Origin of the sequence: Pseudobacteroides cellulosolvens ATCC 35603 = DSM 2933 (assembly GCF_001262605.1) — a bacterium.
Lineage (GTDB): Bacteria > Bacillota > Clostridia > Acetivibrionales > DSM-2933 > Pseudobacteroides > Pseudobacteroides cellulosolvens.
Map to the genome: position 1 here is coordinate 5,073,473 of NZ_LGTC01000001.1, position 24,550 is coordinate 5,098,022.

The following is a 24,550-nucleotide window of genomic DNA, read 5'->3' on the forward strand; positions in this document are numbered from 1 at the left end:
CAAGGCTGCTCAAATTTTTTTTAAAATTTTTAATATTTTTCCTGAAAGCCTTAATCTATATGGATTTTCAGCGTATTGTCCAAAACGTCTATATGAATATTTTTACCCTCACTTACCTCGCCATTTATAATCCTTTTACCTATCTCGGTTTCAATGAATTTCTGCATGTACCGTTTTACAGGTCTTGCACCAAACACAGGATTATATGCATTTTGAGCCATGTACTGCTTTGCTGCCTCCGATACCTTAAGCCCTATGCGCCTGTCATCCAGCCTTCTTTGGATGTCCGCCAAGGCCAGGTCGATAATCTTAACAATTTCTGCCTTTCTTAAGGGCTTGAACAGCACAACCTCATCTACACGGTTTAAAAACTCAGGCTTGAAGTGCCTGTTCAATTCTCCCAGTACATACTCTCTTGTGTTTTCATCAATTTCTCCATCTGCTCCTATAGCATTCAATAGGTGCTGGCTTCCTATGTTGGAGGTCATGATGACAACCGTATTCTTGAAATCCACCGTCCTGCCCTGGCTGTCGGTAAGCCGGCCATCGTCCAGTAATTGAAGAAGCACATTGAATACTTCAGGATGTGCTTTTTCGATTTCATCAAAGAGAATCACACAGTAGGGCTTTCTCCTTACAGCCTCGGTTAGCTGTCCTCCCTCTTCATACCCTACATAACCAGGTGGTGCACCAATAAGCCTTGCAACCGCATGCTTTTCCATATACTCCGACATATCAATTCGCACTACATTCTCATCGCTGTCAAAGAGGGCCTGGGACAGTGCCTTGGCAAGCTCGGTTTTACCTACTCCGGTGGGGCCAAGGAATATGAAGGAGCCTATAGGCTTTCTCGGGTCCTTCAAGCCCGACCTTGCACGAATTACTGCATTGCTTACTGCTGTAACCGCTTCGTCCTGACCTACCACACGCTTGTGCAGAAGTTCTTCAAGGTTTAAAAGCTTATCCCGTTCATTCTCCACCAGTCTTGTTACAGGTATCCCTGTCCATCGTGAAACAATTTCAGCAATTTCCTCCTCGGTAACCTCTTCCTTCAGCAGTACACCTTCGTTCGATTTCTTACGCTGTTTTTCCTCCTCAAGGCTCCTCTGGAGTTCAGGAAGCCTTCCGTGCTTCAAGACTGCCAGCTTGTCAAGGTCGTAGGACCTTTCTGCTTCTTCTATCTGCCTTTTTACCTCCTCAATCTGCTCCTTTAATTCCTTCTCTCTTTTTATATTCTCTTTTTCCATCTCCCATTGTGCTTTCATGCCGTCAGATTTTTCCTTCAGGGATGAAATTTCCTTCTCCAGGGTTGAAAGTCTTTCCCTTGAAGCTTCGTCTTCTTCCTTTTTAAGCGCCTGTCGCTCAATTTCCAGCTGCATGATTCGCCTCTGTATTTCGTCCAGTTCAGTGGGCATGCTGTCAATTTCAGTCCTTATCATAGCCGCAGCTTCGTCCATCAAATCAATGGCCTTGTCGGGAAGGAAGCGGTCGCTGATATACCTGTTTGACAACACACTGCATGCAATGATGGCGCTGTCGGTAATTCTGACTCCATGATGGATTTCAAAGCGCTCCTTAAGGCCTCTTAATATGGAAATGGTGTCCTCTACTGTGGGCTGATCCACCACAATGGGCTGGAACCTTCTCTCAAGGGCTGCATCCTTTTCGATATACTTCCTGTATTCATCCAGCGTGGTTGCACCTATGCAGTGAAGCTCTCCTCTGGCCAGCATAGGCTTTAATATATTTCCTGCATCCATTGCCCCTTCCGCTTTTCCTGCTCCCACAATGTTGTGAAGCTCATCTATAAATAAAATGATCCGCCCATTTGACTTGTTGACATCATTGAGTACAGCCTTAAGCCTTTCTTCAAATTCACCCCTGTATTTCGCCCCTGCAATCAGTGCACCCATGTCAAGGGCGAAAATAGTCTTATCCTTTAAGCCCTCGGGGACATCCCCCTTCAATATCCTCTGAGCAAGTCCCTCCACTACGGCAGTCTTTCCGACACCCGGTTCGCCAATCAATACAGGGTTGTTCTTGGTTCTTCTGGAGAGTATCCTTATGGCCCGCCGGATTTCAGCATCCCTGCCGATAACAGGGTCAAGCTTTCCGCTTTTTGCAAGCTCCACCAGGTCACGTCCGAACCTTTTTAAAGCATCATAGGTTTCTTCCGGGTTTTTTGATGTAATTCTCTGGTTGCTCCGTACCTTGCCAAGAGCCGCCATAAATTTCTCCAGTGTAATCCCAAAACGTATGAATATGGTCTGTGAAGGAGTATTCTTTTCCTTCAGCAGCGCCATATAAATATGCTCCACGCTTGTATACTCATCCTTGAACCGCTTCGCCTCATCCTCCGCATGGATCAGGACTTCGTTGAAGCGCCTTGTGGCATACAGGCTTGAGGCTCCGCCACCGTATACCTTTGGTAGCTTTTCAAGCTCTATCTCAATATCCTTTATATATAGCTGGACATCCTGCCCATATATCCTAAGAGCTTTGGAATAAGGCCGTCCTCCTGGGCTGCCAGTGCAAGGTGGATGTGCTCTCCGTCCACCTGCTGGTGTCCCATTCTAACTGCTATGTCCTGAGCTGCTGAAACCGCAGCCTGGGCTTTTTCTGTGAATTTATCTATATTCATGGCTTACTCCCTCCTATTCTTTTACATAGCCCTGACCCTTGATGCCTGCCTGAGCTTTTCATAAAGCTCCTTCATTTCGTTGGTCAGATGGCTTGGGTTTACAATCCGTATTTTGAGGTATAGATCTCCTCTTCTGCCTGTTCTGTCCACATACCCTTTTCCTGAAACACGTATTTTGCTGTCGGTTTGTATTCCTGCCGGTATCTTTACTAAAATCCTGCCATCTATGGTATCAACCGCTGTTTCGCTGCCCAGGGCAGCATCCCACGGCATTATATTCACTGTCATTGTCAAATCGTTACCCTCAAGAGTAAAGCGTTCACTGGGCTTTATCCTGAGGGTAAGAAATAAATCTCCGTTTTGTCCTCCATTAAAGCCTGCCTCTCCTTGCCCTTGAAGTCTTACCCTTTCTCCGTCTCTCACACCCTTGGGGATTTTAAACGAAAGGCTTTTTGTTCCACCCTGTCCCCTGATAGATATCCTTTTTTCCACTCCTTGAAAACCTTCCTCGGGAATGATTTCCAATTCCGCCTCAATATCTTCCCCATGATATGAAGACCGTCTGCTCCTGTTATTTACACCTGCATGGTCAAAAAAGCTGTCAAAGCCAAAGCCTCCTCCTCCAAAAAACATATTGAAGAAGTCGCTGTGATCCATTCCCCCGCCTGTCCTGAACTCATACTTCACATTCTTTCCAAACCCGAACTGTGACGGGTCAAAATCATAGCCGTTCTGGAAATTGTATTCATTACCGAAATTATCGTATTTTTTTCTCTTCTCAGGGTCACTCAAGACCTCGTATGCCTCGTTGACATCCTTAAATTTTTCCTCTGCCTGCTTGTTTCCGGGATTGGTATCAGGGTGATATTTTTTTGCAAGCTTCCTGTAGGCCTTTTTTATATCCTCCTGGGAAGCATTTTTATCAAGTCCTAAGATGCTGTAGTAATCCTTGTACTGCATGAAGTACACCTCCTTCCGTTTTGTTTATGAACCATACCATATATATTTTGTATGCATCAATATATTTTATGCCTCCTCATCCCGGCTTCCTGCCAGAAGCACCAGCCTAATAAGGTTTGCCATTGCTACTGCGGCAGATGCAACATATGTCATTGCCGCGGCTCCCAGCACTATCTTTACCGGCTGTACTTCAGCATAATTCAATACATATTCACCCTTCAGCATTTGTATAGCCCTCTTGCTGGCATTGAACTCAACCGGAAGCGTTATGAGGTAAAAGGCTACAGCTCCAATAAAAAGAATGATCCCGAGCTGTAACAGATACGGCATGTTAAGCATCAGTCCAAACATAGCAAGATACGGTCCCACTGCCGAGCCTATGTTTGCAACAGGCACAAGGCTGCTCCTTAGTACCAGCGGCATATACCCTGCTGCATGCTGGACTGCATGTCCTGTTTCATGGGCGGCAACCCCGAGGGCTGCCAGAGACGTGCTGTAATATACACTCTCTGACAGCCTTACTGTCTTGGTCCTGGGGTCGTAATGGTCGGTCAGCTCTCCTGGGACAGGTTCCACACCAACATCGTAAAGACCGTGACGATCAAGGAGCATTCTAGAGGCCTGTGCTCCTGTCATATACCGGTTGTTGGGCATATCGCTGTATTTTCTAAATATACTTGTTACCTTGAACTGGGCAAACAACGAAAATATAAATGCCGACAATACAAGGATTATATAATACATATCCATAAGCATACCTCCCTCCTATCACATGCCTTTCTAATTATCCGGCTTTGTTCATCCCCTGGTGCATTAAAAGCAGTAATAGAGGATTTCTTTTGGTGAAGCCGTCCGTTATTAGCGTTCTTCTGAGAAGGTTAGCGAAAGCTTCACCTTACTGCCATTTCTGACCACCGTAACATCTACACTGTCTCCCGCTTTATAGTTCTTCTTGATATTGTCCACCTCTTTCATGGTGCGTACATCCTTGCCTGCTATTGAAACAAGAATATCTCCTTTTTGAATTCCTGCTTTAGCAGCACCGCTGTCAGGTGTAACCTCAAGAATGTAGATACCTACCGGAAGATCATACTGGCGTGCAATTGCATCTGTAATTTCTCTTCCTGATATACCTATAAACGGTCTGCCCTTGACATACCCGAACATCATCAATTGGTCGACAATGGGCTTCGCATCGTTGATGGGAATGGCAAATCCAAGTCCCTCAACACCTGAAACCGATATTTTCACTGTATTGATTCCAACAACCTGCCCTCTTGAATTGACAAGAGCACCGCCGCTGTTGCCAGGATTTATGGCAGCATCCGTCTGGATCAGGTTCAAGGTTTTGTCATCAACGCTCACAGTTCTGTTAAGAGCACTGATTACACCTGCAGTTACTGAACCCTGGAACTCAAGGCCTAATGGATTTCCGATTGCAACTGCCAGCTCGCCGACCTCAAGGGTTGCTGAGTCTCCGAGTTCTGCCGCCGTCAAATTATCCATATCGATTTTTATCACCGCAAGGTCATTTTTGGGATCGCCACCGATAAATTTTGCCTTTGCTTGCCGTTTATCAGCCAAAAATACTTCCAGTGTCGTATTTTTGCTTCTCGAATTCTTCGGGTCAGCATACTGAACAACATGGTAGTTAGTCATTATATATCCATCTGCGGTTATTACAATCCCCGAGCCTTCAGCCTTGGATTGAGCCATTTCATCATCAAAATACCAGCTTCGCGGGCTTTGTGTCAGCATTCTTATACCAACAATGGAAGGCCCGACCTTCTTTGCTATATTAGTAACAGAAGAGCCGCTATCTGATGCAAGCTTCAATGCACTCTCAAGGTTTACCGCTCTATTCCCTATAACCGTATCCGCTTTTGCCTGGTTTGCTGACAGCATGGTTAGCTCTTTTATATCGTTGGAAAGCTTCATATATAATCCGCCACCCACCATAAGACTTGTCAATATGCAGCATACCAGCACCAAAGCGACAGTCCTGTATACTCTTCTGCCATCCCTGCTCCGGTCATCATATTTACCATCCCTTCTGTAAGCAGAGTTAAAATTCATAAATTTTTCATAATTGTCATAGCCTCTTTTTAGGAGTCTTTTACTGAAAAACCTCATGCCTATCACCTCTCTTAACCTATGTATACTTTATATAGCTGCAAACCCCTTATCATGAAGATAAAGGGGCTTGCAGTCTTTCCAACATACATCGGGCAGTAATTATGAAATATCGATTTTCCTTCCCTTGGGTTTGGTTTCTTCCTTTTTTGGGAGTATCAGTGTGAGAATACCATTTTCATGCTTTGCCGTAATCTTGTCGCTGATAATATTCTCAATGGAAAAAGACCTGACCATGGAGCTTGTTCTTCTTTCCCTTCTTAAGTAATTATCCTTCTTTTCCTCTGCCTTTTCATCCTTCTTCACGCTGATTGTCAGTCTGTCGTCATGAACCTCCAGGTTGATTTCGTCCTTTTTAACCCCTGGCAGCTCTGCCTCAAGGATATATTCCCTGTCATTTTCACTGATGTCCACTCTCATCTGTCCGCTGTTATTGAAGTGAGATGGAAAAACCGTGTCGTTGAAGAAATTTTCAAATACCCTGTCCATATCAAAGAGATCGAACAGACTGCCATTTTTTCTTTGTACTCCATTGTTTTTCCTTTCAAACGGTATCAAGCTTGACATACATAACACCTCCATAATGATTGAATTAAAGTTTAGCTTGTGGTTTTATTTAATATCAATTTTCCTGGTTTTTTGCTGTACCTGCTCCACCTTGGGCAGTGTAACGGTGAGAATTCCATTCTCCATTTTGGCGGATATCTTATCCGTTGCAATATTTGAAATTGCAAAGCTTCTTTCCATTGCCAGCGCTTTTCTTTCCTTCCTTACATATACGTTTTCAGCTTCTCCCTTCTGTTCCTTTCCTTTAACCGAGATAGTAAGCCTGTCTTCTGTTGCATCTATATGGACATCTTCCTTGCAAAAGCCTGCAAGCTCTGCCTCGAGAATAAATTCCCTTTCGGTTTCCCTGATGTCCACTTTCATCTGGCTGCTGTTTCTGTAGAAGGAAGGAAGAACCGCATCGTTGAAGAAATTCTCAAAAATGCTGTCAATGTCAAAATAGTCACCGTTTCTCCTTTGAACACCTCTGCCCTTTCTTTCAAATGGAACCAATCCGAACATAAACAACACCTCCAATCATCTCAGTTCATTTTTATTCTTATTCGTTCCTTACACTATTAGTTATACAATTTTCATATTGCTTTTTCAACTTTCGACTTTGACTATCTTTGACTTTTATTTGCACTGAGTTTGATTTTTATAAGTTTATCTTCTGAAATCTCAAAATTTCTTAATTTTTTGGAATATTTTATCTTATAAAGGGTTAAGTATTAAAGCTACACTTTAAAGGACTTCTGTCTGTGAAAATACGCCGATATTTTAAAGTCACCAATGCTCTGCCTTACGGTATCCATTCTGACCAATGCTTTAGCGGTATGGATTATTATCATACCAAGCAACAGCACGGCAATAATCTGCTTGATTGGCTGAGCTGCTGCATTCACATATATCGAGAGCACAGGCTGCAGGACTGTCAACTGCACATATGCAAGAATTCCCCAGAACAAGGAAAACTTAAGGCAAATCCGGCCATGCAGGTTCAATACCTCTCCACTGTAATCCCAAGCCTTGATATCCAGGAGCTTTTCCATAACGTATCCTGTTACATACTCCAGAAAGGTTGTAATAACTACTGCTGAAGCTATACTCATGTAAAAAGGCATTGACCCGGACTTGATAAACCTATCAAGCCCCAAAATCAATAGAGCTCCAAATCCATAGATGGGACATATGGGTCCGGCCAGAAAACCCCTGTTTACAAACCGTTTTTCCTTGTAAGCAGCATAGGCAACCTCAACAACCCAGCCAACAAACGCATACAGCATAAAGTAGATGACAGTATCATAGAAGCCGCCCCACATATATCTTCCTCCTTCCGCTCCACCTTCATGGGAGGAAAGCCAGCCACCAGTACCTCCAGTACCTCCAGTGGCTGGCGTATATTTCCTATCCCACTATAAGTCTTAATAATCCATATCACCAGCAGGCATAGAAGGTGCTTTCTTCTTCTCAGGCTTTTCAGCTACAGCACTTTCGGTAGTCAGAATCATAGCTGCCACCGAAGCCGCATTCTGTAGCGCAGACCTTGTAACCTTGACAGGGTCTACAATACCGGCCTTGAACATATCCACATACTCTTCCTTAGCCGCATCAAAGCCTATTCCTTTATCGTTGTTCTTCACTTTTTCAACAATAACTGAGCCATCAATCCCGGCATTTATTGCAATCTGGCGGAGAGGCTCTTCAAGAGCCCTGAGTATGATGGACGCTCCAGTCTTCTCATCCCCATGGAGAGTGTTAACCAGCTCTTTGATGTCTGGAAGTGTATTGATATATGCTGTACCGCCGCCTGGAACAATACCTTCCTCCACAGCAGCCCTGGTTGCATTCAAGGCATCCTCCACCCTGTATTTCTTTTCCTTCATTTCTGTTTCGGTAGCTGCTCCCACTCTGATGACAGCTACACCTCCCGCAAGCTTAGCCAGTCTTTCGTTGAGCTTTTCCTTGTCGTAGCTTGAGGTGGTAAGCTCGATCTGCTTCTTGATGGATTCCACCCTGTCACGGATGGCCTTGGAATTTCCTGCACCATTTACAATAATGGTGTTTTCCTTTTGCACCTTGACAGATTTCGCCTTACCAAACCATTCTAGCTTGATTTCCTTTATGTTCATGCCAACCTCTTCTGATATGACTTCACCGCCTGTAAGGATAGCAATATCCCGAAGCATTTCCTTCCTTCTGTCACCAAAGCCCGGTGCTTTCACAGCCACACAGGTGAATGTGCCACGAAGCTTGTTGACCACAAGGGTTGCCAGTGCATCCCCTTCCACGTCCTCTGCGATCAGGAGCATTTTGCCGCCGTTTTTTACTACCAGCTCAAGGGCAGGAAGCAAATCCTGAACATTGTTTATCTTTTTGTCGGTAATGAGGATGTATGGGTCTTCCAGTAAAGCCTCCATTTTTTCATTGTCTGTAACCATATAGGGAGATACATAACCTTTGTCAAACTGCATTCCCTCGACAACTTCAATAATGGTGTCAGATGCCTTGTTCTCTTCAATGGTGATAACTCCCTCTGCTGTTACCTTTTCCATTGCATCTGCAATAAGCTGGCCAATTTTTTCATCCCCTGATGAGATGGTGGCTACAAAAGCCATGTCATCCTTGCCCTTCAGCTTCTGGCTGTTCTTTTTTATGCTTTCAACCGCTTTTTCAACTGCCTTTTCCATTCCCTTTTTCAATATAATGGGATTAGCCCCGGAGGCAACATTTTTAAGCCCCTCCCTCACAATAGCCTGTGCAAGAAGTGTAGCTGTGGTTGTTCCGTCACCGGCAATATCATTTGTTTTGCTGGCAACCTCCTTTACAAGCTGCGCCCCCATATTCTCATAAGGGTCTTCCAGCTCAATTTCCTTTGCTATGGTAACACCATCGTTGGTAATGGTAGGAGAACCGTATTTTTTCTCCAGCACCACATTTCTTCCTTTGGGTCCCAAGGTAACCTTGACGGCGTCTGCAAGCTTGTTTACACCTGCTTCAATGGATCTTCTCGCCTTTTCATCAAATGCAATTATTTTTGCAGCCATTATAAATCAACCTCCTTACTCGATTACTGCCAGGATATCATCCTGCTTCGCTAAAAGATATTTTTCGTTATCCAGCTTGACCTCTGTTCCGGCATATTTGCTGTAAAGAACCCGGTCACCTTTTTTCACAACCATTTTAATTTCCTTTCCATCCTTCACCTCACCCGGACCGATTTCAACCACCTCAGCCATATAGGGCTTTTCCTTGGCGTTGGACGGAAGCACAATTCCGCTTTTTGTTGTTTCTTCACTTTCAATTTCCTTCAAGAGTACCCTGGTACCCAGCGGTTTAATGTTCATAAATCAACCGACTCCTTTCGTATGCTTTTTATTTAAATTTAGTATATTGTTAAAAGCTTGATGCTTTTAAGCCACCTTCAACGGGCAGATTGAATCGGATATTTCCTTTTTTATCTGCTCAAGACGCTCGGGAGTTCTGGCCTCGCACCGCACGATAAGCTCAGGACCTGTATTTGACGCTCTGACCAACCCCCAGCCGTCACCAAACTGTACACGAACTCCATCTATATCAATGATGTTATTGCCTGAAGCCTTAAAATATGTTTTTGCCTTGCCCACATAAAAGAGCTTTTCTTCCTCTGTGCACTCAACCCTGATTTCAGGGGTTGCATAGGTTTTAGGCACATCTGCCAAAAGCTCGCTTAAGGACTTGCTGCTTCCAGACAGGATTCTTAATAGCCTTGCACATGCATAGAATGCATCATCATACCCGAAATACTCATCCGCAAAGAACATATGTCCGGACATTTCTCCGGTAAATACTGCATTAATTTCCTTCATTTTTGCCTTTATGAGAGAATGGCCGGTCTTGTAGAATATAGGCTGCCCTCCGAGTCTTTTTACCTCGTCCACCAGTGTTTCGGAGCACTTCACCTCAACAATGGCAGGAGTGCCTGGGTGCTTGGGCAGTATCTCCCTCCAGAAAAGGATCATCAGCATGTCTCCCCATATGATGTTACCCTGGTTGTCAACAACCCCAAGCCGGTCTCCATCCCCGTCAAAGCCTACCCCAAGATCTGCCTTGTTGGCCTTGACAGCCTTTATTAAATCCTTTAGGTTTTCCGGCTTTACCGGGTCGGGAAAATGGTTGGGGAAATCCGGGTTGGAATCGCAATAAAGGGGTATAGCCTCACAGCCCAACTCCTTAAGAAGCTTGGGTGCAAAAAGCCCCGCTGTACCATTGCCGCAGTCTACCACAACCTTGAGCCTACGTCCCGGAAGCTTGATTTTTTCCTTTACCATACTTATATAGTCCTTCACAGGAGATTGTACAGTCAGCTTTCCCTGTCCGCTATCAAAATCATCCTCTTGAATCATCCTTTTGATATCCTGTAGCTCTTCACCATATAATGTCCTGCCGTCATACTGCACCTTGAAGCCGTTATATTTTGCAGGGTTATGGCTTGCCGTAATCATAATGCCTGATTTTATGTTATATAGGTGTGTGGCGTAGTAGAATATGGGGGATACCACCACTCCGATATCCTTTACATTTATGCCTGTATCCAGAAGCCCCTTTACCAAGCTGTTGAAGAGCTCGGGAGAGGATTTCCTGTTATCCTTACCTACAACAGCTTCTATCTCCCCTTTTCTTTTGATATAGGTTCCAAAGGCTTTTCCGATAAGCTCTGCGTCCTTTGCCGTCAAATCTTCATTGTATATACCCCGTATATCGTATTGTCTGAAAATTCCTTCGTTTATACTGCTCATTTTGCCTCACTCCTTTTCTCACACATTAACCTCAGATATTTTCATATACGATATTACATACGAAACAAGGCTTTCCGCTCCCATATTCAGGTTTACACCCTGCTGGGTCAGTCCGTCATAGCAGCCTCCCGTTTCGCTGTCGACAAGGCTGATTCCCTTGGAGTTGACACCCTCGTACCATGCATGACAGCTTTTCGCCTTATGTAAATATTTCTTTTTTCCGGTTGCTTCATAAGCCTCCAGATAGGTTAAAACTCCTTCACAGGCTTCCACCGTCTGCTCATCGAACTCAGCCGGGTGCCCTCCCTTCAAAAGCCATCCATTACAGCCTACAGGCTTGAAATATCCATCCTTAAAGGTTACCCCGCCAAGAAACTCCAGGCTTTCCTCGGCTATATCAAGAAATCTCTTTTCTCCTGTAGCCCTGTAAGCAGATATGAGCGACCATGGAAGAACATTATTGCAATATGCTACAATATTCTCAAACCACTTCCAATCTCCGTCCCTGTACTCCTCATACTGGCGGCAAAGGGACTGAGCTGCTTCAAAAACAAGCCTTCTCGCATCTTCGCCTTCAAGGTGGGAAAGACCTATGATGGAATATGCCTTTGCCCTTGGTGAATTGAGAGAAGTCACATGAGGCATCGCATTTTTTAGTATATGTGCAAGCCCGTACTTAACCCCTTTAGGGGTATATTCATTGAAAAGCGCAAATCCCAACGCCCACAGACATCTACCAAAGCAATCCTCCGAGCCTTCCTCCTCAAGCCATTTCCTGTCATAGCTCATAAAGTTTTTAAATTTGCCCTCTTTATTTTGTGCGTTTAATATAAAGGATGCATACCTATAAACAAGATCAAGGTATTTCTTCTTTTCATATCTGCCATACAGCATCAGTGCCATAATCAATGCTCTGGCATTGTCATCAGTTGTATAGCCATGGTTCGGGTCTGGAATGGAATATTTTGAGTGCTGCAGCATTCCGGTATCATCGGTTAGCCGGAAGATGTGGTCGTCCTTCAAAACTTCACTAATATAAAGCCTTCCCATCATACCACCATGCTGCCCACAAGCTTCATTTCTTCAAGAGTATCTATAAAGAGCTTTGTATAATGATTTGCAACATTACCCCACATCATAGTCCTGCCAACACTCAAGGTCCGTCTTTCCATTTCCTTTTTAGCTTCTGGATTTTTTAATACATACTTGATATGTCTTGCCAGTGAATGGGCATCGTTAAACTCTGCCAGAAGTCCTCTGCCCTCTGAAAGCATTTCCTTTGCATAACTGTAAGGTGTGGATACTATGACCCTTCCATACCCGACAGCGTAAGCCAGGGTTCCGCTGACTGCTTGATCTTTTCCAAGGTACGGTGTCATGTAGATGTCCGACAACTGGAGATAGTGTATAATTTCATCCTTTGAAAGGTATTTATCTACAAACCATACATGCTCCTTTATTCCTAGCCTGTCTACCAATTCCATCAGCTTTTCCCTGTATTCTTCGCCCGACTCTTTTTTTACACATGGGTGTGTCTGTCCAAGAATCAGGTAGACAATGTCCTTATGCTCCTTAGCCACCTTTGCAATGGCTTCTATGCCATATTCCAGCCCTTTGCCTGGACTTAAAAGTCCGAAGGTGCTGACAACGCTACGACCCGAAAGACCTTGCTTTTCTTTCAGAGTATCTCTTGACTCGAGAATCCTGTAGGGTACACCATGGTGTATCACCTCTATTTTTGACGGGTCTATACCATAAACCTTCTCAAGGATAGGCTTTGTATTTTTTGCCATAGTGATAATCTTAGCACTTTTTTCGCCAAGCAGCTCCAGTATTTCCCTTTGCTTTTCAGAAGGTCTGGGAAGTACTGTGTGAAGTGTGGTGACAAATGGTATTTGCAGGTTGTCAACCAGGTCAAGTATGTATTCGCCTGCCTCTCCACCAAATATGCCGTACTCATGCTCTATTACAAGAAGCTCTATATTTGAATTGTTAATAGCCTCTGCTGTGTTGATATAGCTTTCCCTGTCATGCTGCCAAAGCTCCATGATAACCCTGTCGCTGTAGCTGTAATCATTATTACTCACGGCGATAACCTTTGGCTTATTTAAAAGACTAACGTTATCAAGCTCCCTTACAAGGTCCTGGGTAAAGGTTGCAAGTCCGCATTCCCTTGAAGGGTAAGTACTTAAAAATGCCACATTCCGTATTCTGTTTGAAACCATGCCCAAACCTCCTTTTTATTGTTGTAAGAGACACACCTCTCTGAAAGTATTCCTTTTACGTTGAGGAATGTCCACATTTTTTCGCTAAAGCTGTCTTTTCTACACTGCTATCGGATGACTGAAGTTTTCTGTCAAAACAGTATTATACTCTTCACTATTTCGATCAACTCTGCAATTGGACATAACCACTGAGTTTACAACCGATGCTCCGCCTCCGACATGAACATGATCCCAGACCACACTTCCTACAACCTTGGCACCCATGCCCACTGAAGAGTCATCGCACAAGGCAGTATCCGGGCCTATAACTGCAAAGGAGCCGATTTCAACATTATCCCCTATATACACTGGCCCGATTATCTTTGCGTTATGGCTTATCTTCGCCGTCTTGCTGATGCATTGCAGATTTTTGTTAAAGTCATGGTTACCAATCTGCAAATTCCCTTCAAGGATATCATTATGAGCCTTAAGGTATTTTTCGGGTGTACCCAGGTCAAGCCAATAGGAGCACCGGTTATAAACTGCTATCTTAAATCCTTTTTGAAGGAGCAGCGGATATGTTTCCCTTTCAATGGACACTGCCCTTCCAGAAGGAATTTCGTCCAAAAGCTGCGGTTCAAATATATACACACCTGCATTGATCAGGTTGGAGCTGCTTTCATGGGGCTGGGGCTTTTCCTTGAAGGCAGTAACGAATCCGTTTTTATCATGCTCAATCACTCCATAGGCTGAAGGATTGTCAACCTGCGTTACCGCAATGGTTGCAAGGGCTCCCTTTTCCTTGTGGAAACGTATCATTTCAGAGATATCAATGTCGCTTAGGATATCTGCATTAAATACCAGGAAGGTGTCATTGAAAAATCTCTGTGCATTTTTGATTGCACCAGCGGTGCCCAAAGGCACATCCTCGGAGATATAGCTGATTTTCACTCCCAGTTTTCTTCCGTCTTCAAAATACTTCTCAATTTTATGAGGCTTGTAGCAGGTGCTCAGTACAATCTCATCAACACCATGCTTTTTAAGGTTTTCAATATTCCTTTCTAAAAGAGGCTTGCCCATAATTGGCACCATTGGCTTAGGCAAGTCATCTGTAATTGGTTTTAATCGGGTTCCTAACCCACCTGCTAAAAATAATGCCTTCATATGTATTCCTCCCATCTTAGTCAGTTAGTATATAATTACATTATTGCATTATGTGTAATACAAGCTTTACATATTAGCTTTTGGCTCAGGACACTTTTTGATATATTCCAGCAAATCCTTCAGATTGGTGGTTGCCATGGCAATACAGGTGTCTGCTGCACCATAATACATCTTGATTTCCCCTGTTTTTTCGTCATATACCCACCCACAGGGGAACACTACATCATCTACGTCCCCTTCTCTTTCATAGAACTCATGGGGGCCAAATACCCACTCATCACTTCTCCGCAATACCCTGAAGGGGTTTTCAAGGTCCAAAAGGGCGAGTCCAAGCCTGTATATGGCTCCGGCTGCAGTCTGTCGTACTCCATGGTAAAGTATGAGCCAGCCTTCAGGAGTTTCAAGGGGAGGTGTGTTAAGTCCCACCTTGTTTGCATCCCACCATCCGCCTTGTCTTGCATCAATCAGTATCTGGTGTTCTCCCCAATATTTAAGGTCATCCGACCGTGACACCCATATATGAGCACCCGGTCCATGGTGTGCAGGAATGGGTCTATGTATAAGCAGCCATTTACCGTTAATTCTTTTCGGGAACAGTGCAGCATCCTTGTCCTCCGGCGGCATTACAGGTCCCAATCTCTCATAGCTTTCAAAATCCTTCGTTAAGGCCATTGAAACCAAGGGGCCGCCTTTTGAGTAGGCAGTATATACAACAGCATACTTCCTAAGCTCCTCCACCCAGGTAATCCTCGGGTCCTCAATACCCCATTCCTCCTCGGGATATCTCTCCGAATCAGGCTCGAGGGTGGGCTTTTCATCTATCACCCAATTGTTTATACCGTCATCGCTGACAGCCTTCGTTAGATGAGAAAATCCTCTCCTATCCTCAACCCTTGCCAGAAGCAGAACCTTGCCGTTATACATGGTTGCTGCAGGGTTAAATACTGTATTTGCAGCATAGGGCCAATCCTTTGATGAGAGAATTGGATTGCCGGGATTCCTTTTAAAAAGCTCCCTATAGGAATGCCTGTCAGAGCTGATAAGCTTTGTCTCAAACCTGTTTGTCATCAGCATTTCACTCCTCTGTACAACATCATCGTAATTGCGTTTTAAGTATTTCATGCGTTTTAATATTCCATAATCAAAAAAGCGCTTTAAAACCCCCTCTAGTTTTAAGATAAAATATCGATAACGAATTAACGCCATAAATATAAGTATCAAAAGTTAAAAGGAATATTAAAACGCTTTATTAGCACTCAACGCCATCGAGTGCTAATAATATTTTATTAAGTTCATTTTTTTCTGTCAAGATATTTTTAAAAAATTTTATAATTTTTTATGTCATTTTTTTTGCTAAGTTTGTTCTCCTTCAAAAATCACATAATAGAAGAAAAGATTTCACGAAATAAAATACTCGTTTTATGTACATACTGTATTCAGAGGTGATGTTATGACTTCACAATTTGAAGTTGACAAGTGGATAGATGAGTTAAAAAAGGATGCTAAGTTTAAAAGTCTTTGGGAATACTCTGAAAAATACGATAGCCCACAAATTGAAAAAATAAGAAGAAAACATATAAAAAAAAAATGGATAATCGGCTCTTCTCTGAATAAATGCTATTTTTTAACCATAGCAACTGATTTAGCTGGCTTTGGACATCTTGACTTAGCCAATTTTAATCATCTTTACAGCAAAATATATATATATTATAGGGAGGCTTTGGTGTAGTTATAAGATATGAAAGAAAGAGGTTATTCCATTAGAGAAATTGACTTTGCAGGAAAGGTATAGTGGTAAGGAGTTCAGTATTGTTGCTCCCGGAACAAGGCTTTCACAATTACCTTTTAAAGCTAAAAAGCTATATAAAAATCAACCTAAACAATTCATAAGGCCAGTTTCCAATGCTTTCGCAGCCCCAGTCCAGGTTCATTAAAGATAATGCATACCCCTATTCAAAATTTAAGATTTTTGAATAGGGGTATGCATTATCTTTAAAAAAAGACCTCAAACAAGAGCAAAACGAGCAAAATTTTGTTTAGAGATTGCCCATAAAACAACGAAAGCCACTGAAATCAGTGACTTTGCATTGTATTAAAAAGTTTGTTATTATTTGGTGGAGGCGAGGGGAGTCGAACCCCTGTCCGAAACCATATCCACAAAAGCTTCTACGAGTGTATCCCCCAATTTAGCATTCCTGACGAGCATCCCCCAAGGGCAGGGTCTACTCTACCGTAGCCTTTAAGTTCCGCTGCAGCTCAAGGCTACTACCGCAGCAGTTCTAGCATTTAACCTTCCTATGCAAAAGGCCTGACTTATCGACGCCTAGGCCCCCAGGTGCAGGAACCTGGGCTAGACGCACACGGCATTAAGCCGCGTAAGCTAAATTATCGTTTTTAGCGTTTAATTTTAAGTTCTCGTTTTTTAAGAGGCCTACGAGAATCCTCTACTCGCTACTTAAGTCTCAACAATCCCGTCGAAACCATTACGCCCCCATGTTACGGAATGGATTAAGAATTACTTCTTGAACATTCCAAAATTTTACCTGTTATTTTCCTTAAGCCTTCTGTCAATTTCCCTTTTTGCGTCTCTTTCAGCGATGTCATCACGCTTGTCATGGAGCTTTTTACCTTTAGCAACTCCCAGTTCAAGCTTAACCTTGCTGCCCTTAAAGTATAACTGAACCGGTACCAAAGTCAACCCTTTTTGCTGAACATAGCCTATAAGTCTTCTGATCTCATACTTGTGGAGCAAAAGCTTTCTGTCCCTAATCGGATCCTTATTAAATATATTTCCCTGTTCATAGGGACTTATATGCATGCCGCTTAAAATAACTTCCTCATCTTTTATGGAGGCATAGCTATCCTTAAGGTTTACCTTGCCCTGACGAATGGACTTAACCTCTGTTCCGGACAGAACTATTCCGGTTTCAATGGTTTGCTCTATAAAATAGTCATGTCTTGCTTTTTTATTTTGTGTTATTGGTTTTATTGATTCCTTATCCATTGTCCATTCACCTGCCAGTACGATAAAAATAACCCTTCTTTGTGAAGGGCATTTTTTACACAAAACCGATATCAATTACTTTATTATTATACCACGTTAAAATAACGTGTCAAGTGCCCGAAGAAAACTGGTAAACGGCCTTCATCTTCTCTAGAATATCATATGGAATCTTAAGATTGCCTCTTCCCTTACCGATTTCAATTGCAGGCTTTAAACTTCCATGATAATCACTGCCACCTGTGGCAAGGAGGTCATATTTTATAGCAAGTCTTAAAAGGTTTCCGGTATCGTCATTTGTATTATCAACATAATGAGCCTCAATTCCCTTTAAGCCATATGATACAAGCTCTTTTACCAGCTTATCCAGACGTTTCTGATTAAGGTACAGGTATATAGGATGTGCAAGAACAGGTATTCCTCCAGCACCAAGTATCTCTTTGATTCCTTCCTCCGGAGTGAACTTGGACTTTGGAAAAAATGCAGGTTTATCAGCTCCCAGAAACCTTTCAAATGCATCCTGAATGCTTTTTACATAACCTTTTTTCATAAGAACCCTTGCTATATGAGGCCTTGCAATAACCTTACCTCGTGCTTCACTTGTAACTTCCTCCATAGTTATATCAAACCCAAGCTCATTGAGCTTTTTTACAATCTTGGGGTTTCTTTCGTCTCTTTTCTTTATGAGCCCCTCAAGAACCTTGGTTATATTCTTGTATGTATCATTGAAGAAATACCCCAGCATATGCATTTCAGGATTGTATTCAACACTTATTTCCAACCCTGCTATAACTTCCAGCCCAACTTTTTTCCCTTCATCAAAGGCTTCTTCAATTCCATCTATTGTATCATGATCAGTAAGCGCTATAGCCGATAGCCCCATATTTTTTGCATGCCTTACAAGCTCCCGAGGTGTAAGGCTGCCGTCAGAGGCGGTTGAATGGGTATGTAAATCAATAAGTTTTCCCATCTACATTTCTCCTTTTGTTGTGCTTATTATCCTTAACTCACACTTATTATTCTCTTTAACTATTATAATTATGATGCTACACCTTCCAGTATTCCTGATCCCTGCATTCCTTTGGAGGAAATTCTCCACTGTAAATTAGCTCTAAAAGTTTATGTAGTTTTCGAAGTGAATCACATGCCTGTTCTTTTGTTATAATGTTTTCTTCAAGTGCATCGGCTACCTCATCAACATCCAATACTCTTATTTCCCCATTGGGCAAAATTTTTACATCCACAAGAAGATCTGTGAGAGTATATGTATCCTTAACACTGTCATATTCCACATCAATTATATCGCAATACCAATATACGAAGTTTCCTTCTGGATCATAAAACCTGCTTATCTTATAGCCATCCTTCAAGAAGGCAAAAGAAACACCTCTATCTATATCTTTCCTCGCCTTGATGACCTTCCACCTGGTAATAATGAGGGAATCATCCCTATAAAGCATTTCATCCCCGGAAATATCCACTGTTTCAAATGGTATGAACCGTTTTCTAAGTATCGTAGGTTTTTTCATGACTTATATTCTCCCAAATAATTATTTTTTACTTTAATGTGGTTAATCCTCTTATGTAGACTATATTATAACAAATTTAAACCATATAGGTAACAATTATATATTGAATTAAAAGAAAATAGAAAATCTAATATTTGTCTAAGTAATGGCTAAGAAATTACTAAGGAATTACTTATATCACAGTTCTCTCATGTATTATTATGACTGTTCTTGTCAAATAATATTATTACCCATTTTATTCCACTTCAACTTAAACAGTGTTATAATATACCTACCATTTCATTATTTTTATCAGAGGAGAAGAACATTGCTACAAAAGAGAACATGCAGTAACTGCATACGAGGAACAATTATTACTGTTAATAATGATGTATTATGCAGGGATAATGGTGCTGTTGCCCCAGATTATTGCTGCTCAAAACACAAATTTGCGCCTTCTATACTGGGAGAAACCAAAAGCCAGTTAAAGTGCATAAATTGTGAAAACTTCATATTGAATATAGCAAGTTCAAAGGATCACCCGTCAATTGGGGTATGCCAGCTTTTTACTGTTCGCCAGTTTGATGGTAAAACCAAAAACGCCTGCTCAAAGTTCGTTAAAAGAAAGAATCTTGAAGTATCATAATTCCAAGACATAAATAGGATGTAAAGTGTTTTTGCTAAAAATACGATATATATATAGTAAAACAACTTTATGACTTTCTATGGTTGGAGGAGAGAATATATGTCATTAAGTGTCAATGATATTTTCGCACAAAAATTAAATGATATTCAAAGTAGAGTCCCCTTAAGGATGAATATGCCTTCAACTAAAACCTCATTTCAAAAAGTCCTTGAAGAAGAAACAAATAAAGATGCTGCAGCTGATGTATCAGCATCTGATAATATCGCACCGGAAAAAAATACTTCTTCTGAAAAGATAACAGTGCCAAAAACAGCGGCTTATAACTCCATGAATACCAACAGGCTCAAAGCTGAGCTTTCAAGAGCAAATAGTTCCGCTTCAGTTCCAAAGGACAAGATAAAACAAATGGAGCTTATTAATACAGCAATCGAAGAAGCATCTCAAAAATACGGTGTTGATGCAAATCTTATAAAGGCTGTTATAAAACAGGAATCAAGCTTTAATCCCTATGCCCTTTCAAGTGCTGGGGCACAGGGACTTATGCAGCTTATGCCTGGGACTGCAGCAGGTCTGAACGTTACAAATCCCTGGGATATAGAACAAAATATTGATGGCGGAACCAGATATTTGAGAGATCAGATAAATGCGTTCGGCGGCGATTTAAAACTTGCTCTGGCTGCCTATAATGCAGGTCCGGGTAATGTAAAAAAATATAATGGCGTTCCACCGTTTAATGAAACACAACATTATGTTAAGGTAGTTATAAACAATTATAATGAATATAAAGACGAAAAATAAGTTATCAACAGGATTAATCCACATTATCCACATACTTATACACAGCTAAATATGTCATATTTTGCTGTAGTTCAAGATTATTTCCACATTATTCACACCTTTTAATTCAACATATTAACATTTTCATGTCATGAAATTATGTGTCGAATTATGTAAATAAAGAGAGGTTTTTCTACTTTTCTCCCAACCTCAATCCTGGAACAGCATTTAATCTTAAATCACAAAAAGTGCCTTTAATAAACCCATAATATGCAGCACATGCAACCATAGCTGCATTATCCGTGCATAACACCGGACTTGGGTACAAAACTTCAATACCCTTTGCCTTTGCATGTTCCTTCATTTGTTTTCTCAAACATCTGTTGGATGCTACACCTCCGGCAAGAGTTATTTTATTTACTTCCATTTTTACCGCAGCATTTACGGTATTTTTAACAAGTACATCCACAACGGCCTGCTGGAAGCTTGCAGATATATCATTAATGTCATATGCCTCACCTTTTTGTGAAAGGTTATGTAAGTGGTTTAGCACAGCAGTTTTAAGCCCGCTGAAACTGAAATCCAATGAACCTCCATCAAAATAAACCCTGGGGAAGTTAATGGCTTTAGGGTCTCCTTCACCTGCAGCTTTGTCAATAAGCGGCCTCCTGGGTATCCAAGTCCAATTGCCCTGGCAATTTTATCAAACGCCTCCCCAGCTGCATCGTCCCTGGTTTGTCCTAATATTTGGAATTTATCGTAAGACTCGACATAAACTATATGACTATGACCGCCTGAAGCAACAAGACAAATAAAAGGCGGCTCCAATTCCTCATGCTGAATATAATTCGCAGCGATATGCCCCTCAATGTGATGAACGCCTACAAGGGGCTTGTCTATGGCAAATGCAAGACCTTTTGCTGCTGAAAGTCCTACCAGCAGTGCACCAACAAGGCCTGGTCCATATGTAACTCCAATGGCATCCAAATCCTTTAACTTAATTCCCGCTTTATCCAACGCCTCATCTATAACAGGAATCATCAGTTCAACATGCTTCCTTGAAGCAATTTCAGGAACAACCCCGCCATACTTCTGATGAAGGCTTATTTGCGAAGATATTATATTTGAAACAACCTTCCTGCCGTTTAAAACTATTGATGCTGAAGTTTCATCACAACTCGTTTCAATTCCCATGATAAGTATATCTTTTTTTGTTTCCATGGCCTTAACTCCCTTATGCACATGTTCTGCTAAGTTATTTATTTAACACTACTAAAAATATATGTGGAAGAATAATTGATCCAGCACAACCAATCCACCTAATACAAACACATAATATGAAAATGATCTTAAATTACCCTTTGCTAGAATCTTCAGCATAAACTTTATTGCAAAATATCCCGAAATTGCAGCTGCTACCATTCCTAGAAACAAAGGCATCATTTCAATTTGTACCGAAGCCTTGTCTTTTATTAGATCCAATCCTTCATCAGCTGCTGCGGCAAGAATAATTGGGATTGACAACAGGAATGAAAACCTTGCAGCAAATTCCCTGTTGAGTCCTCTGAACAAAGCTCCCGCAATAGTGAGGCCAGATCTTGATATTGCAGGCATAATGGCTATTCCCTGGGCAATACCAATAAGCACTGCATCAGCCATAGTTGTTTCCTTTTCCCCTTTGTTCTTGGTTTTAATAGATTCAGCAAACCACAATATGAGTCCCGTAACTATAAATTCAATACCTAATGAAGCACCTGAATGCAAAAGATCCTCAATAATATTTTTAAGAGCAAATGCAATAGCCAGTGTAGGAATTGTTCCCACCACTATTAAAAGGGTAAGCTTGCTGAAGGGATTTTTTATAATTTCAATAATATCCTTACGAAATACTGCAACTACGGCAATAAGAGTAGCAAGATGGACAGCTATGTCAAATGTAGCAACACCTTCCTTAAGCCCAAAAATCTGCTGAAATAATACCAAATGCCCTGAACTGCTTATTGGTAAAAACTCCGTCAAACCTTGAATTATTCCCAGTATAATACCTTGTAAAATATCCATTATTCCCTCACCTCGTTGATTTTCTCTTTCTAAAATGAAATTACTTAATATATAAGATTTATAGCATTTTTAGTATATACTATAAATCTTACATTTCCCTTACAAATAACTTACAAAATTCAAAGCATTAATAATCTAATGATTAATAACCCCAATAAAATGAAATTCAACAACTATTTTATAGCAAATTATACTAAAATGCAAAATTTTATTGTATGTATAAATTATATGTCTATATTCTCTTCCATATTAAATATAATTGGAACTATATGTTTTGCAATAATCATTTTACGTTTTTAATTATTGCAAAACATTTTCCTTGATTCATATGTCGCGAAAATTTGATTTTTATCATGCAAATTTTCCATTCATGTATTAATATAGTTCCAAAATCATTATAGTCGTGCCTGTGCTGTCAATATGTTTAAAGACGGGCCCTGTATTATTACTTCATCAGTAACCTCTTCGTCCTTATTCGCCACATGCTCAATGACCTGATTTATATCCTCAACCGGAATAACTTCAATTCCTATGTCTTTATATATTTCCTGCCAATTTTCCTTTGGGATGAGCACTTTTTTAACTCCAGCCATCTTTGCAGCTTCAACTTTTGCAGTAACTCCACCTACTGGCTTTACCTTTCCCTTGATTGATATTTCCCCGGTCATGGCAATTTCGCTGCTTACAGGAATATTCTTTATTGCCGAATATATGGCTGCAAATACAGCTATTCCAGCAGATGGGCCATCAATCGGCATACCCCCGGGGAAATTTAAATGAATGTCATACTTTCTACATTCTATCCCAAGCACCTTTTTAAACACAGTTATAACATTGTCAACTGATGATTTTGCAGTCCCTGCCCTTTTTAATTTATGGCCTCTTCCATCCAGCTCTTCCTCTTCAATTATCCCTGTAACAGTTAGTTTACCCTTTTCATCTTCTGCCTCAATCGCAGTAGCTTCAATATCAATAACTACTCCTGTGCTGCTTCCTAGTACTGCAAGGCCGTTTATGCACCCAACAAACTCTCCCGCACTTACTTTCTTTTCTGTTCTCGGACTGTACCGTCCGAATTCAATCACCCATTCAACATCTTTTCTGGCAATTGTACTCCTTCCTTCAATCAATGCCGATCCGCCTGCTATCTGAATAATATTTACCGCATCCCTTCCATTTTGTGCGTATTTTGCTACTACTTCCTCTACGCCTTCCTCTGTCTTAAATCCACCTCTTATGGCAGCATTTTTTGCAATTTTTGACACTTCATCAAACTGCAGAGGCCTGAAATAAACTTCCACGCATCTAGACCTAATTGCTGCAGGTATTTCCTCAGCCTGCCTGGTAGTTGCTCCAACCAGTCTGAAATCAGCAGGAAGGCCTTTTTGGAATATATCATGTATATGTGAAGGAATGTTATTATCCTCCGAACTATAATAAGCACTCTCCATTATTACCTTTCTATCCTCAAGTATCTTTAAAAGCTTATTCATCTGTATGGGATGCAATTCTCCAATTTCATCTAAAAACAGCATGCCTCCATGTGCACGTGTTACCGCCCCTGGCTTCGGCTGTGGTACACCTGCTGCACCATAAGCACCTGCTCCTTGATATATCGGATCATGCACAGATCCTATAAGGGGGTCGGCTATACCTCTCTCATCAAATCTCAGAGTGGTTGCATCCATTTCAACAAATTTTGCTTCTTTTTTAAACGGTGAGATTGGGCTTTGTCTGGCTTCCTCAAGAATAACCCTCGCAGCAGCAGTTTTTCCTACACCAGGAGGTCCATAGATAATAACATGCTGCGGATTCGGACCGCACAATGCAGCCCTAAGTGCTTTTATACCTTGCTCCTGTCCTACGATATCATTGATTGAAGCAGGTCTGGTCTTTTCTGAAAGCGGTTCTGTAAGTTTTATTTCCCGAAGCCTTTTAAGCTTATCCAATTCCTTTTTTGACTCTTTCTCAATTGCACCTTTATTACTTTGTTGAGACTTTAGCAGGTTAAGAAAATACAGCCCAATAATCAAAGTAAAGAAAAATTGTATGAAAAATAAAATACCTGTAAGCATTAAATAACCTCCTTGGAAAATATAAATCCTTCCTAATGGATGATTAAAGAATTTAT

At 41.5% G+C, this 24,550-nt stretch carries 21 protein-coding genes, 1 other RNA gene and 2 pseudogenes; 3 read left to right on the forward strand and 21 right to left on the reverse strand.

Annotation, left to right across the window (positions count from 1 at the left end; genetic code table 11):
• Positions 1–50: 50 nt before the first annotated feature.
• From clpB to Bccel_RS21100, 14 genes and pseudogenes are all read right to left on the reverse strand, one after another.
• A pseudogene (gene clpB / locus Bccel_RS21035) lies at positions 51–2,641 on the reverse strand (ATP-dependent chaperone ClpB).
• A 21-nt stretch (positions 2,642–2,662) separates the two neighbouring features.
• Positions 2,663–3,601 carry a DnaJ C-terminal domain-containing protein gene (locus tag Bccel_RS21040; protein WP_010244744.1) on the reverse strand — a complete coding sequence of 313 codons (939 nt, stop codon included), beginning with the start codon at positions 3,599–3,601 and terminating at the stop codon, positions 2,663–2,665.
• Between the two features lie 66 nt (positions 3,602–3,667).
• Positions 3,668–4,351: a zinc metallopeptidase gene (locus Bccel_RS21045; protein ID WP_010244747.1), complete on the reverse strand. Its 684-nt coding sequence runs from the start codon at positions 4,349–4,351 to the stop codon at positions 3,668–3,670.
• 108 nt (positions 4,352–4,459) lie between these two features.
• Positions 4,460–5,734, reverse strand: coding sequence for a S1C family serine protease (locus Bccel_RS21050; protein ID WP_010244750.1), 1,275 nt, complete (start codon positions 5,732–5,734; stop codon positions 4,460–4,462).
• A 102-nt stretch (positions 5,735–5,836) separates the two neighbouring features.
• A complete protein-coding gene (locus Bccel_RS21055) occupies positions 5,837–6,301 on the reverse strand; it encodes an Hsp20/alpha crystallin family protein (RefSeq protein ID WP_010244753.1) in 465 nt (154 codons plus the stop codon).
• A gap of 45 nt (positions 6,302–6,346) precedes the next feature.
• Positions 6,347–6,802, reverse strand: coding sequence for an Hsp20/alpha crystallin family protein (locus Bccel_RS21060; RefSeq protein WP_010244757.1), 456 nt, complete (start codon positions 6,800–6,802; stop codon positions 6,347–6,349).
• A 215-nt stretch (positions 6,803–7,017) separates the two neighbouring features.
• A complete protein-coding gene (locus Bccel_RS21065) occupies positions 7,018–7,602 on the reverse strand; it encodes a putative ABC transporter permease (protein WP_010244760.1) in 585 nt (194 codons plus the stop codon).
• A gap of 102 nt (positions 7,603–7,704) precedes the next feature.
• On the reverse strand, positions 7,705–9,327 hold the full coding sequence (gene groL / locus Bccel_RS21070; protein ID WP_010244763.1) for a chaperonin GroEL: 1,623 nt from the start codon (positions 9,325–9,327) through the stop codon (positions 7,705–7,707).
• A 15-nt stretch (positions 9,328–9,342) separates the two neighbouring features.
• On the reverse strand, positions 9,343–9,627 hold the full coding sequence (locus tag Bccel_RS21075) for a co-chaperone GroES (RefSeq protein WP_010244766.1): 285 nt from the start codon (positions 9,625–9,627) through the stop codon (positions 9,343–9,345).
• A gap of 66 nt (positions 9,628–9,693) precedes the next feature.
• Positions 9,694–11,058 carry a phosphomannomutase/phosphoglucomutase gene (locus Bccel_RS21080; protein WP_010244769.1) on the reverse strand — a complete coding sequence of 455 codons (1,365 nt, stop codon included), beginning with the start codon at positions 11,056–11,058 and terminating at the stop codon, positions 9,694–9,696.
• An 18-nt stretch (positions 11,059–11,076) separates the two neighbouring features.
• A complete protein-coding gene (locus tag Bccel_RS21085; protein ID WP_010244773.1) occupies positions 11,077–12,111 on the reverse strand; it encodes a prenyltransferase/squalene oxidase repeat-containing protein in 1,035 nt (344 codons plus the stop codon).
• A complete protein-coding gene (locus Bccel_RS21090; protein ID WP_010244776.1) occupies positions 12,108–13,283 on the reverse strand; it encodes a glycosyltransferase family 4 protein in 1,176 nt (391 codons plus the stop codon). Before Bccel_RS21090 ends, Bccel_RS21085 begins: the two co-directional genes overlap by 4 nt.
• 99 nt (positions 13,284–13,382) lie before the next feature.
• Complete coding sequence (locus tag Bccel_RS21095; protein ID WP_010244779.1) at positions 13,383–14,426, reverse strand: nucleotidyltransferase family protein; 1,044 nt, start codon at positions 14,424–14,426, stop codon at positions 13,383–13,385.
• A gap of 66 nt (positions 14,427–14,492) precedes the next feature.
• Positions 14,493–15,500 (reverse strand): glycoside hydrolase family 130 protein, encoded by a 1,008-nt coding sequence (locus Bccel_RS21100; protein ID WP_476748365.1) that lies wholly within the window; start codon positions 15,498–15,500, stop codon positions 14,493–14,495.
• A gap of 376 nt (positions 15,501–15,876) precedes the next feature.
• On the opposite strand from Bccel_RS21100, the gene Bccel_RS21105 reads away from it, so the two are divergent.
• Complete coding sequence (locus Bccel_RS21105; protein ID WP_010244785.1) at positions 15,877–16,155, forward strand: hypothetical protein; 279 nt, start codon at positions 15,877–15,879, stop codon at positions 16,153–16,155.
• 383 nt (positions 16,156–16,538) lie between these two features.
• Here the strand turns inward: Bccel_RS21105 and ssrA are convergent.
• The 4 genes from ssrA to Bccel_RS21120 form a co-directional block, all read right to left on the reverse strand.
• Positions 16,539–16,919, reverse strand: a transfer-messenger RNA (tmRNA) gene (ssrA, locus tag Bccel_RS29160).
• A 46-nt stretch (positions 16,920–16,965) separates the two neighbouring features.
• The gene (gene smpB, locus Bccel_RS21110; protein WP_036937233.1) at positions 16,966–17,430 is read right to left on the reverse strand and encodes an SsrA-binding protein SmpB; all 465 of its coding nucleotides are present in this window, start codon (positions 17,428–17,430) and stop codon (positions 16,966–16,968) included.
• A 109-nt stretch (positions 17,431–17,539) separates the two neighbouring features.
• Positions 17,540–18,397, reverse strand: coding sequence for a PHP domain-containing protein (locus Bccel_RS21115; protein ID WP_036937231.1), 858 nt, complete (start codon positions 18,395–18,397; stop codon positions 17,540–17,542).
• Positions 18,398–18,473: 76 nt separating this feature from the next.
• Positions 18,474–18,956 (reverse strand): ribonuclease FAU-1 family protein, encoded by a 483-nt coding sequence (locus tag Bccel_RS21120; protein ID WP_036937228.1) that lies wholly within the window; start codon positions 18,954–18,956, stop codon positions 18,474–18,476.
• 307 nt (positions 18,957–19,263) lie between these two features.
• On the opposite strand from Bccel_RS21120, the gene Bccel_RS21125 reads away from it, so the two are divergent.
• Together Bccel_RS21125 and Bccel_RS21130 are read left to right on the forward strand one after the other, a co-directional pair.
• On the forward strand, positions 19,264–19,581 hold the full coding sequence (locus tag Bccel_RS21125; protein WP_036937226.1) for a hypothetical protein: 318 nt from the start codon (positions 19,264–19,266) through the stop codon (positions 19,579–19,581).
• 99 nt (positions 19,582–19,680) lie between these two features.
• Positions 19,681–20,379, forward strand: coding sequence for a lytic transglycosylase domain-containing protein (locus Bccel_RS21130; protein ID WP_036937224.1), 699 nt, complete (start codon positions 19,681–19,683; stop codon positions 20,377–20,379).
• A gap of 172 nt (positions 20,380–20,551) precedes the next feature.
• On the opposite strand, the pseudogene tsaD reads toward Bccel_RS21130, so the two are convergent.
• The 3 genes and pseudogenes from tsaD to lonB all read right to left on the reverse strand — a co-directional run bounded on the left by tsaD (position 20,552) and on the right by lonB (position 24,494).
• Positions 20,552–21,579 (reverse strand): annotated as a pseudogene (tsaD, locus tag Bccel_RS21135) (tRNA (adenosine(37)-N6)-threonylcarbamoyltransferase complex transferase subunit TsaD).
• A 51-nt stretch (positions 21,580–21,630) separates the two neighbouring features.
• Positions 21,631–22,419 carry an undecaprenyl-diphosphate phosphatase gene (locus Bccel_RS21140; protein ID WP_036937221.1) on the reverse strand — a complete coding sequence of 263 codons (789 nt, stop codon included), beginning with the start codon at positions 22,417–22,419 and terminating at the stop codon, positions 21,631–21,633.
• A 395-nt stretch (positions 22,420–22,814) separates the two neighbouring features.
• Positions 22,815–24,494 (reverse strand): ATP-dependent protease LonB, encoded by a 1,680-nt coding sequence (gene lonB, locus Bccel_RS21145; RefSeq protein ID WP_036937219.1) that lies wholly within the window; start codon positions 24,492–24,494, stop codon positions 22,815–22,817.
• Positions 24,495–24,550 lie beyond the last annotated feature (56 nt).

What these genes read in the sequence shown, in the direction of transcription:
- Bccel_RS21040 (WP_010244744.1), bottom strand. Translation starts at nt 3,601, where the DNA reads ATGCAGTACAAGGATTACTACAGCATCTTAGGACTTGATAAAAATGCT.
- Bccel_RS21045 (WP_010244747.1), bottom strand. Translation starts at nt 4,351, where the DNA reads ATGGATATGTATTATATAATCCTTGTATTGTCGGCATTTATATTTTCG.
- Bccel_RS21050 (WP_010244750.1), bottom strand. Translation starts at nt 5,734, where the DNA reads ATGAGGTTTTTCAGTAAAAGACTCCTAAAAAGAGGCTATGACAATTAT.
- Bccel_RS21055 (WP_010244753.1), bottom strand. Translation starts at nt 6,301, where the DNA reads ATGTCAAGCTTGATACCGTTTGAAAGGAAAAACAATGGAGTACAAAGA.
- Bccel_RS21060 (WP_010244757.1), bottom strand. Translation starts at nt 6,802, where the DNA reads ATGTTCGGATTGGTTCCATTTGAAAGAAAGGGCAGAGGTGTTCAAAGG.
- Bccel_RS21065 (WP_010244760.1), bottom strand. Translation starts at nt 7,602, where the DNA reads ATGTGGGGCGGCTTCTATGATACTGTCATCTACTTTATGCTGTATGCG.
- groL (WP_010244763.1), bottom strand. Translation starts at nt 9,327, where the DNA reads ATGGCTGCAAAAATAATTGCATTTGATGAAAAGGCGAGAAGATCCATT.
- Bccel_RS21075 (WP_010244766.1), bottom strand. Translation starts at nt 9,627, where the DNA reads ATGAACATTAAACCGCTGGGTACCAGGGTACTCTTGAAGGAAATTGAA.
- Bccel_RS21080 (WP_010244769.1), bottom strand. Translation starts at nt 11,058, where the DNA reads ATGAGCAGTATAAACGAAGGAATTTTCAGACAATACGATATACGGGGT.
- Bccel_RS21085 (WP_010244773.1), bottom strand. Translation starts at nt 12,111, where the DNA reads ATGATGGGAAGGCTTTATATTAGTGAAGTTTTGAAGGACGACCACATC.
- Bccel_RS21090 (WP_010244776.1), bottom strand. Translation starts at nt 13,283, where the DNA reads ATGGTTTCAAACAGAATACGGAATGTGGCATTTTTAAGTACTTACCCT.
- Bccel_RS21095 (WP_010244779.1), bottom strand. Translation starts at nt 14,426, where the DNA reads ATGAAGGCATTATTTTTAGCAGGTGGGTTAGGAACCCGATTAAAACCA.
- Bccel_RS21100 (WP_476748365.1), bottom strand. Translation starts at nt 15,500, where the DNA reads ATGCTGATGACAAACAGGTTTGAGACAAAGCTTATCAGCTCTGACAGG.
- Bccel_RS21105 (WP_010244785.1), top strand. Translation starts at nt 15,877, where the DNA reads ATGACTTCACAATTTGAAGTTGACAAGTGGATAGATGAGTTAAAAAAG.
- smpB (WP_036937233.1), bottom strand. Translation starts at nt 17,430, where the DNA reads ATGGATAAGGAATCAATAAAACCAATAACACAAAATAAAAAAGCAAGA.
- Bccel_RS21115 (WP_036937231.1), bottom strand. Translation starts at nt 18,397, where the DNA reads ATGGGAAAACTTATTGATTTACATACCCATTCAACCGCCTCTGACGGC.
- Bccel_RS21120 (WP_036937228.1), bottom strand. Translation starts at nt 18,956, where the DNA reads ATGAAAAAACCTACGATACTTAGAAAACGGTTCATACCATTTGAAACA.
- Bccel_RS21130 (WP_036937224.1), top strand. Translation starts at nt 19,681, where the DNA reads ATGTCATTAAGTGTCAATGATATTTTCGCACAAAAATTAAATGATATT.
- Bccel_RS21140 (WP_036937221.1), bottom strand. Translation starts at nt 22,419, where the DNA reads ATGGATATTTTACAAGGTATTATACTGGGAATAATTCAAGGTTTGACG.
- lonB (WP_036937219.1), bottom strand. Translation starts at nt 24,494, where the DNA reads ATGCTTACAGGTATTTTATTTTTCATACAATTTTTCTTTACTTTGATT.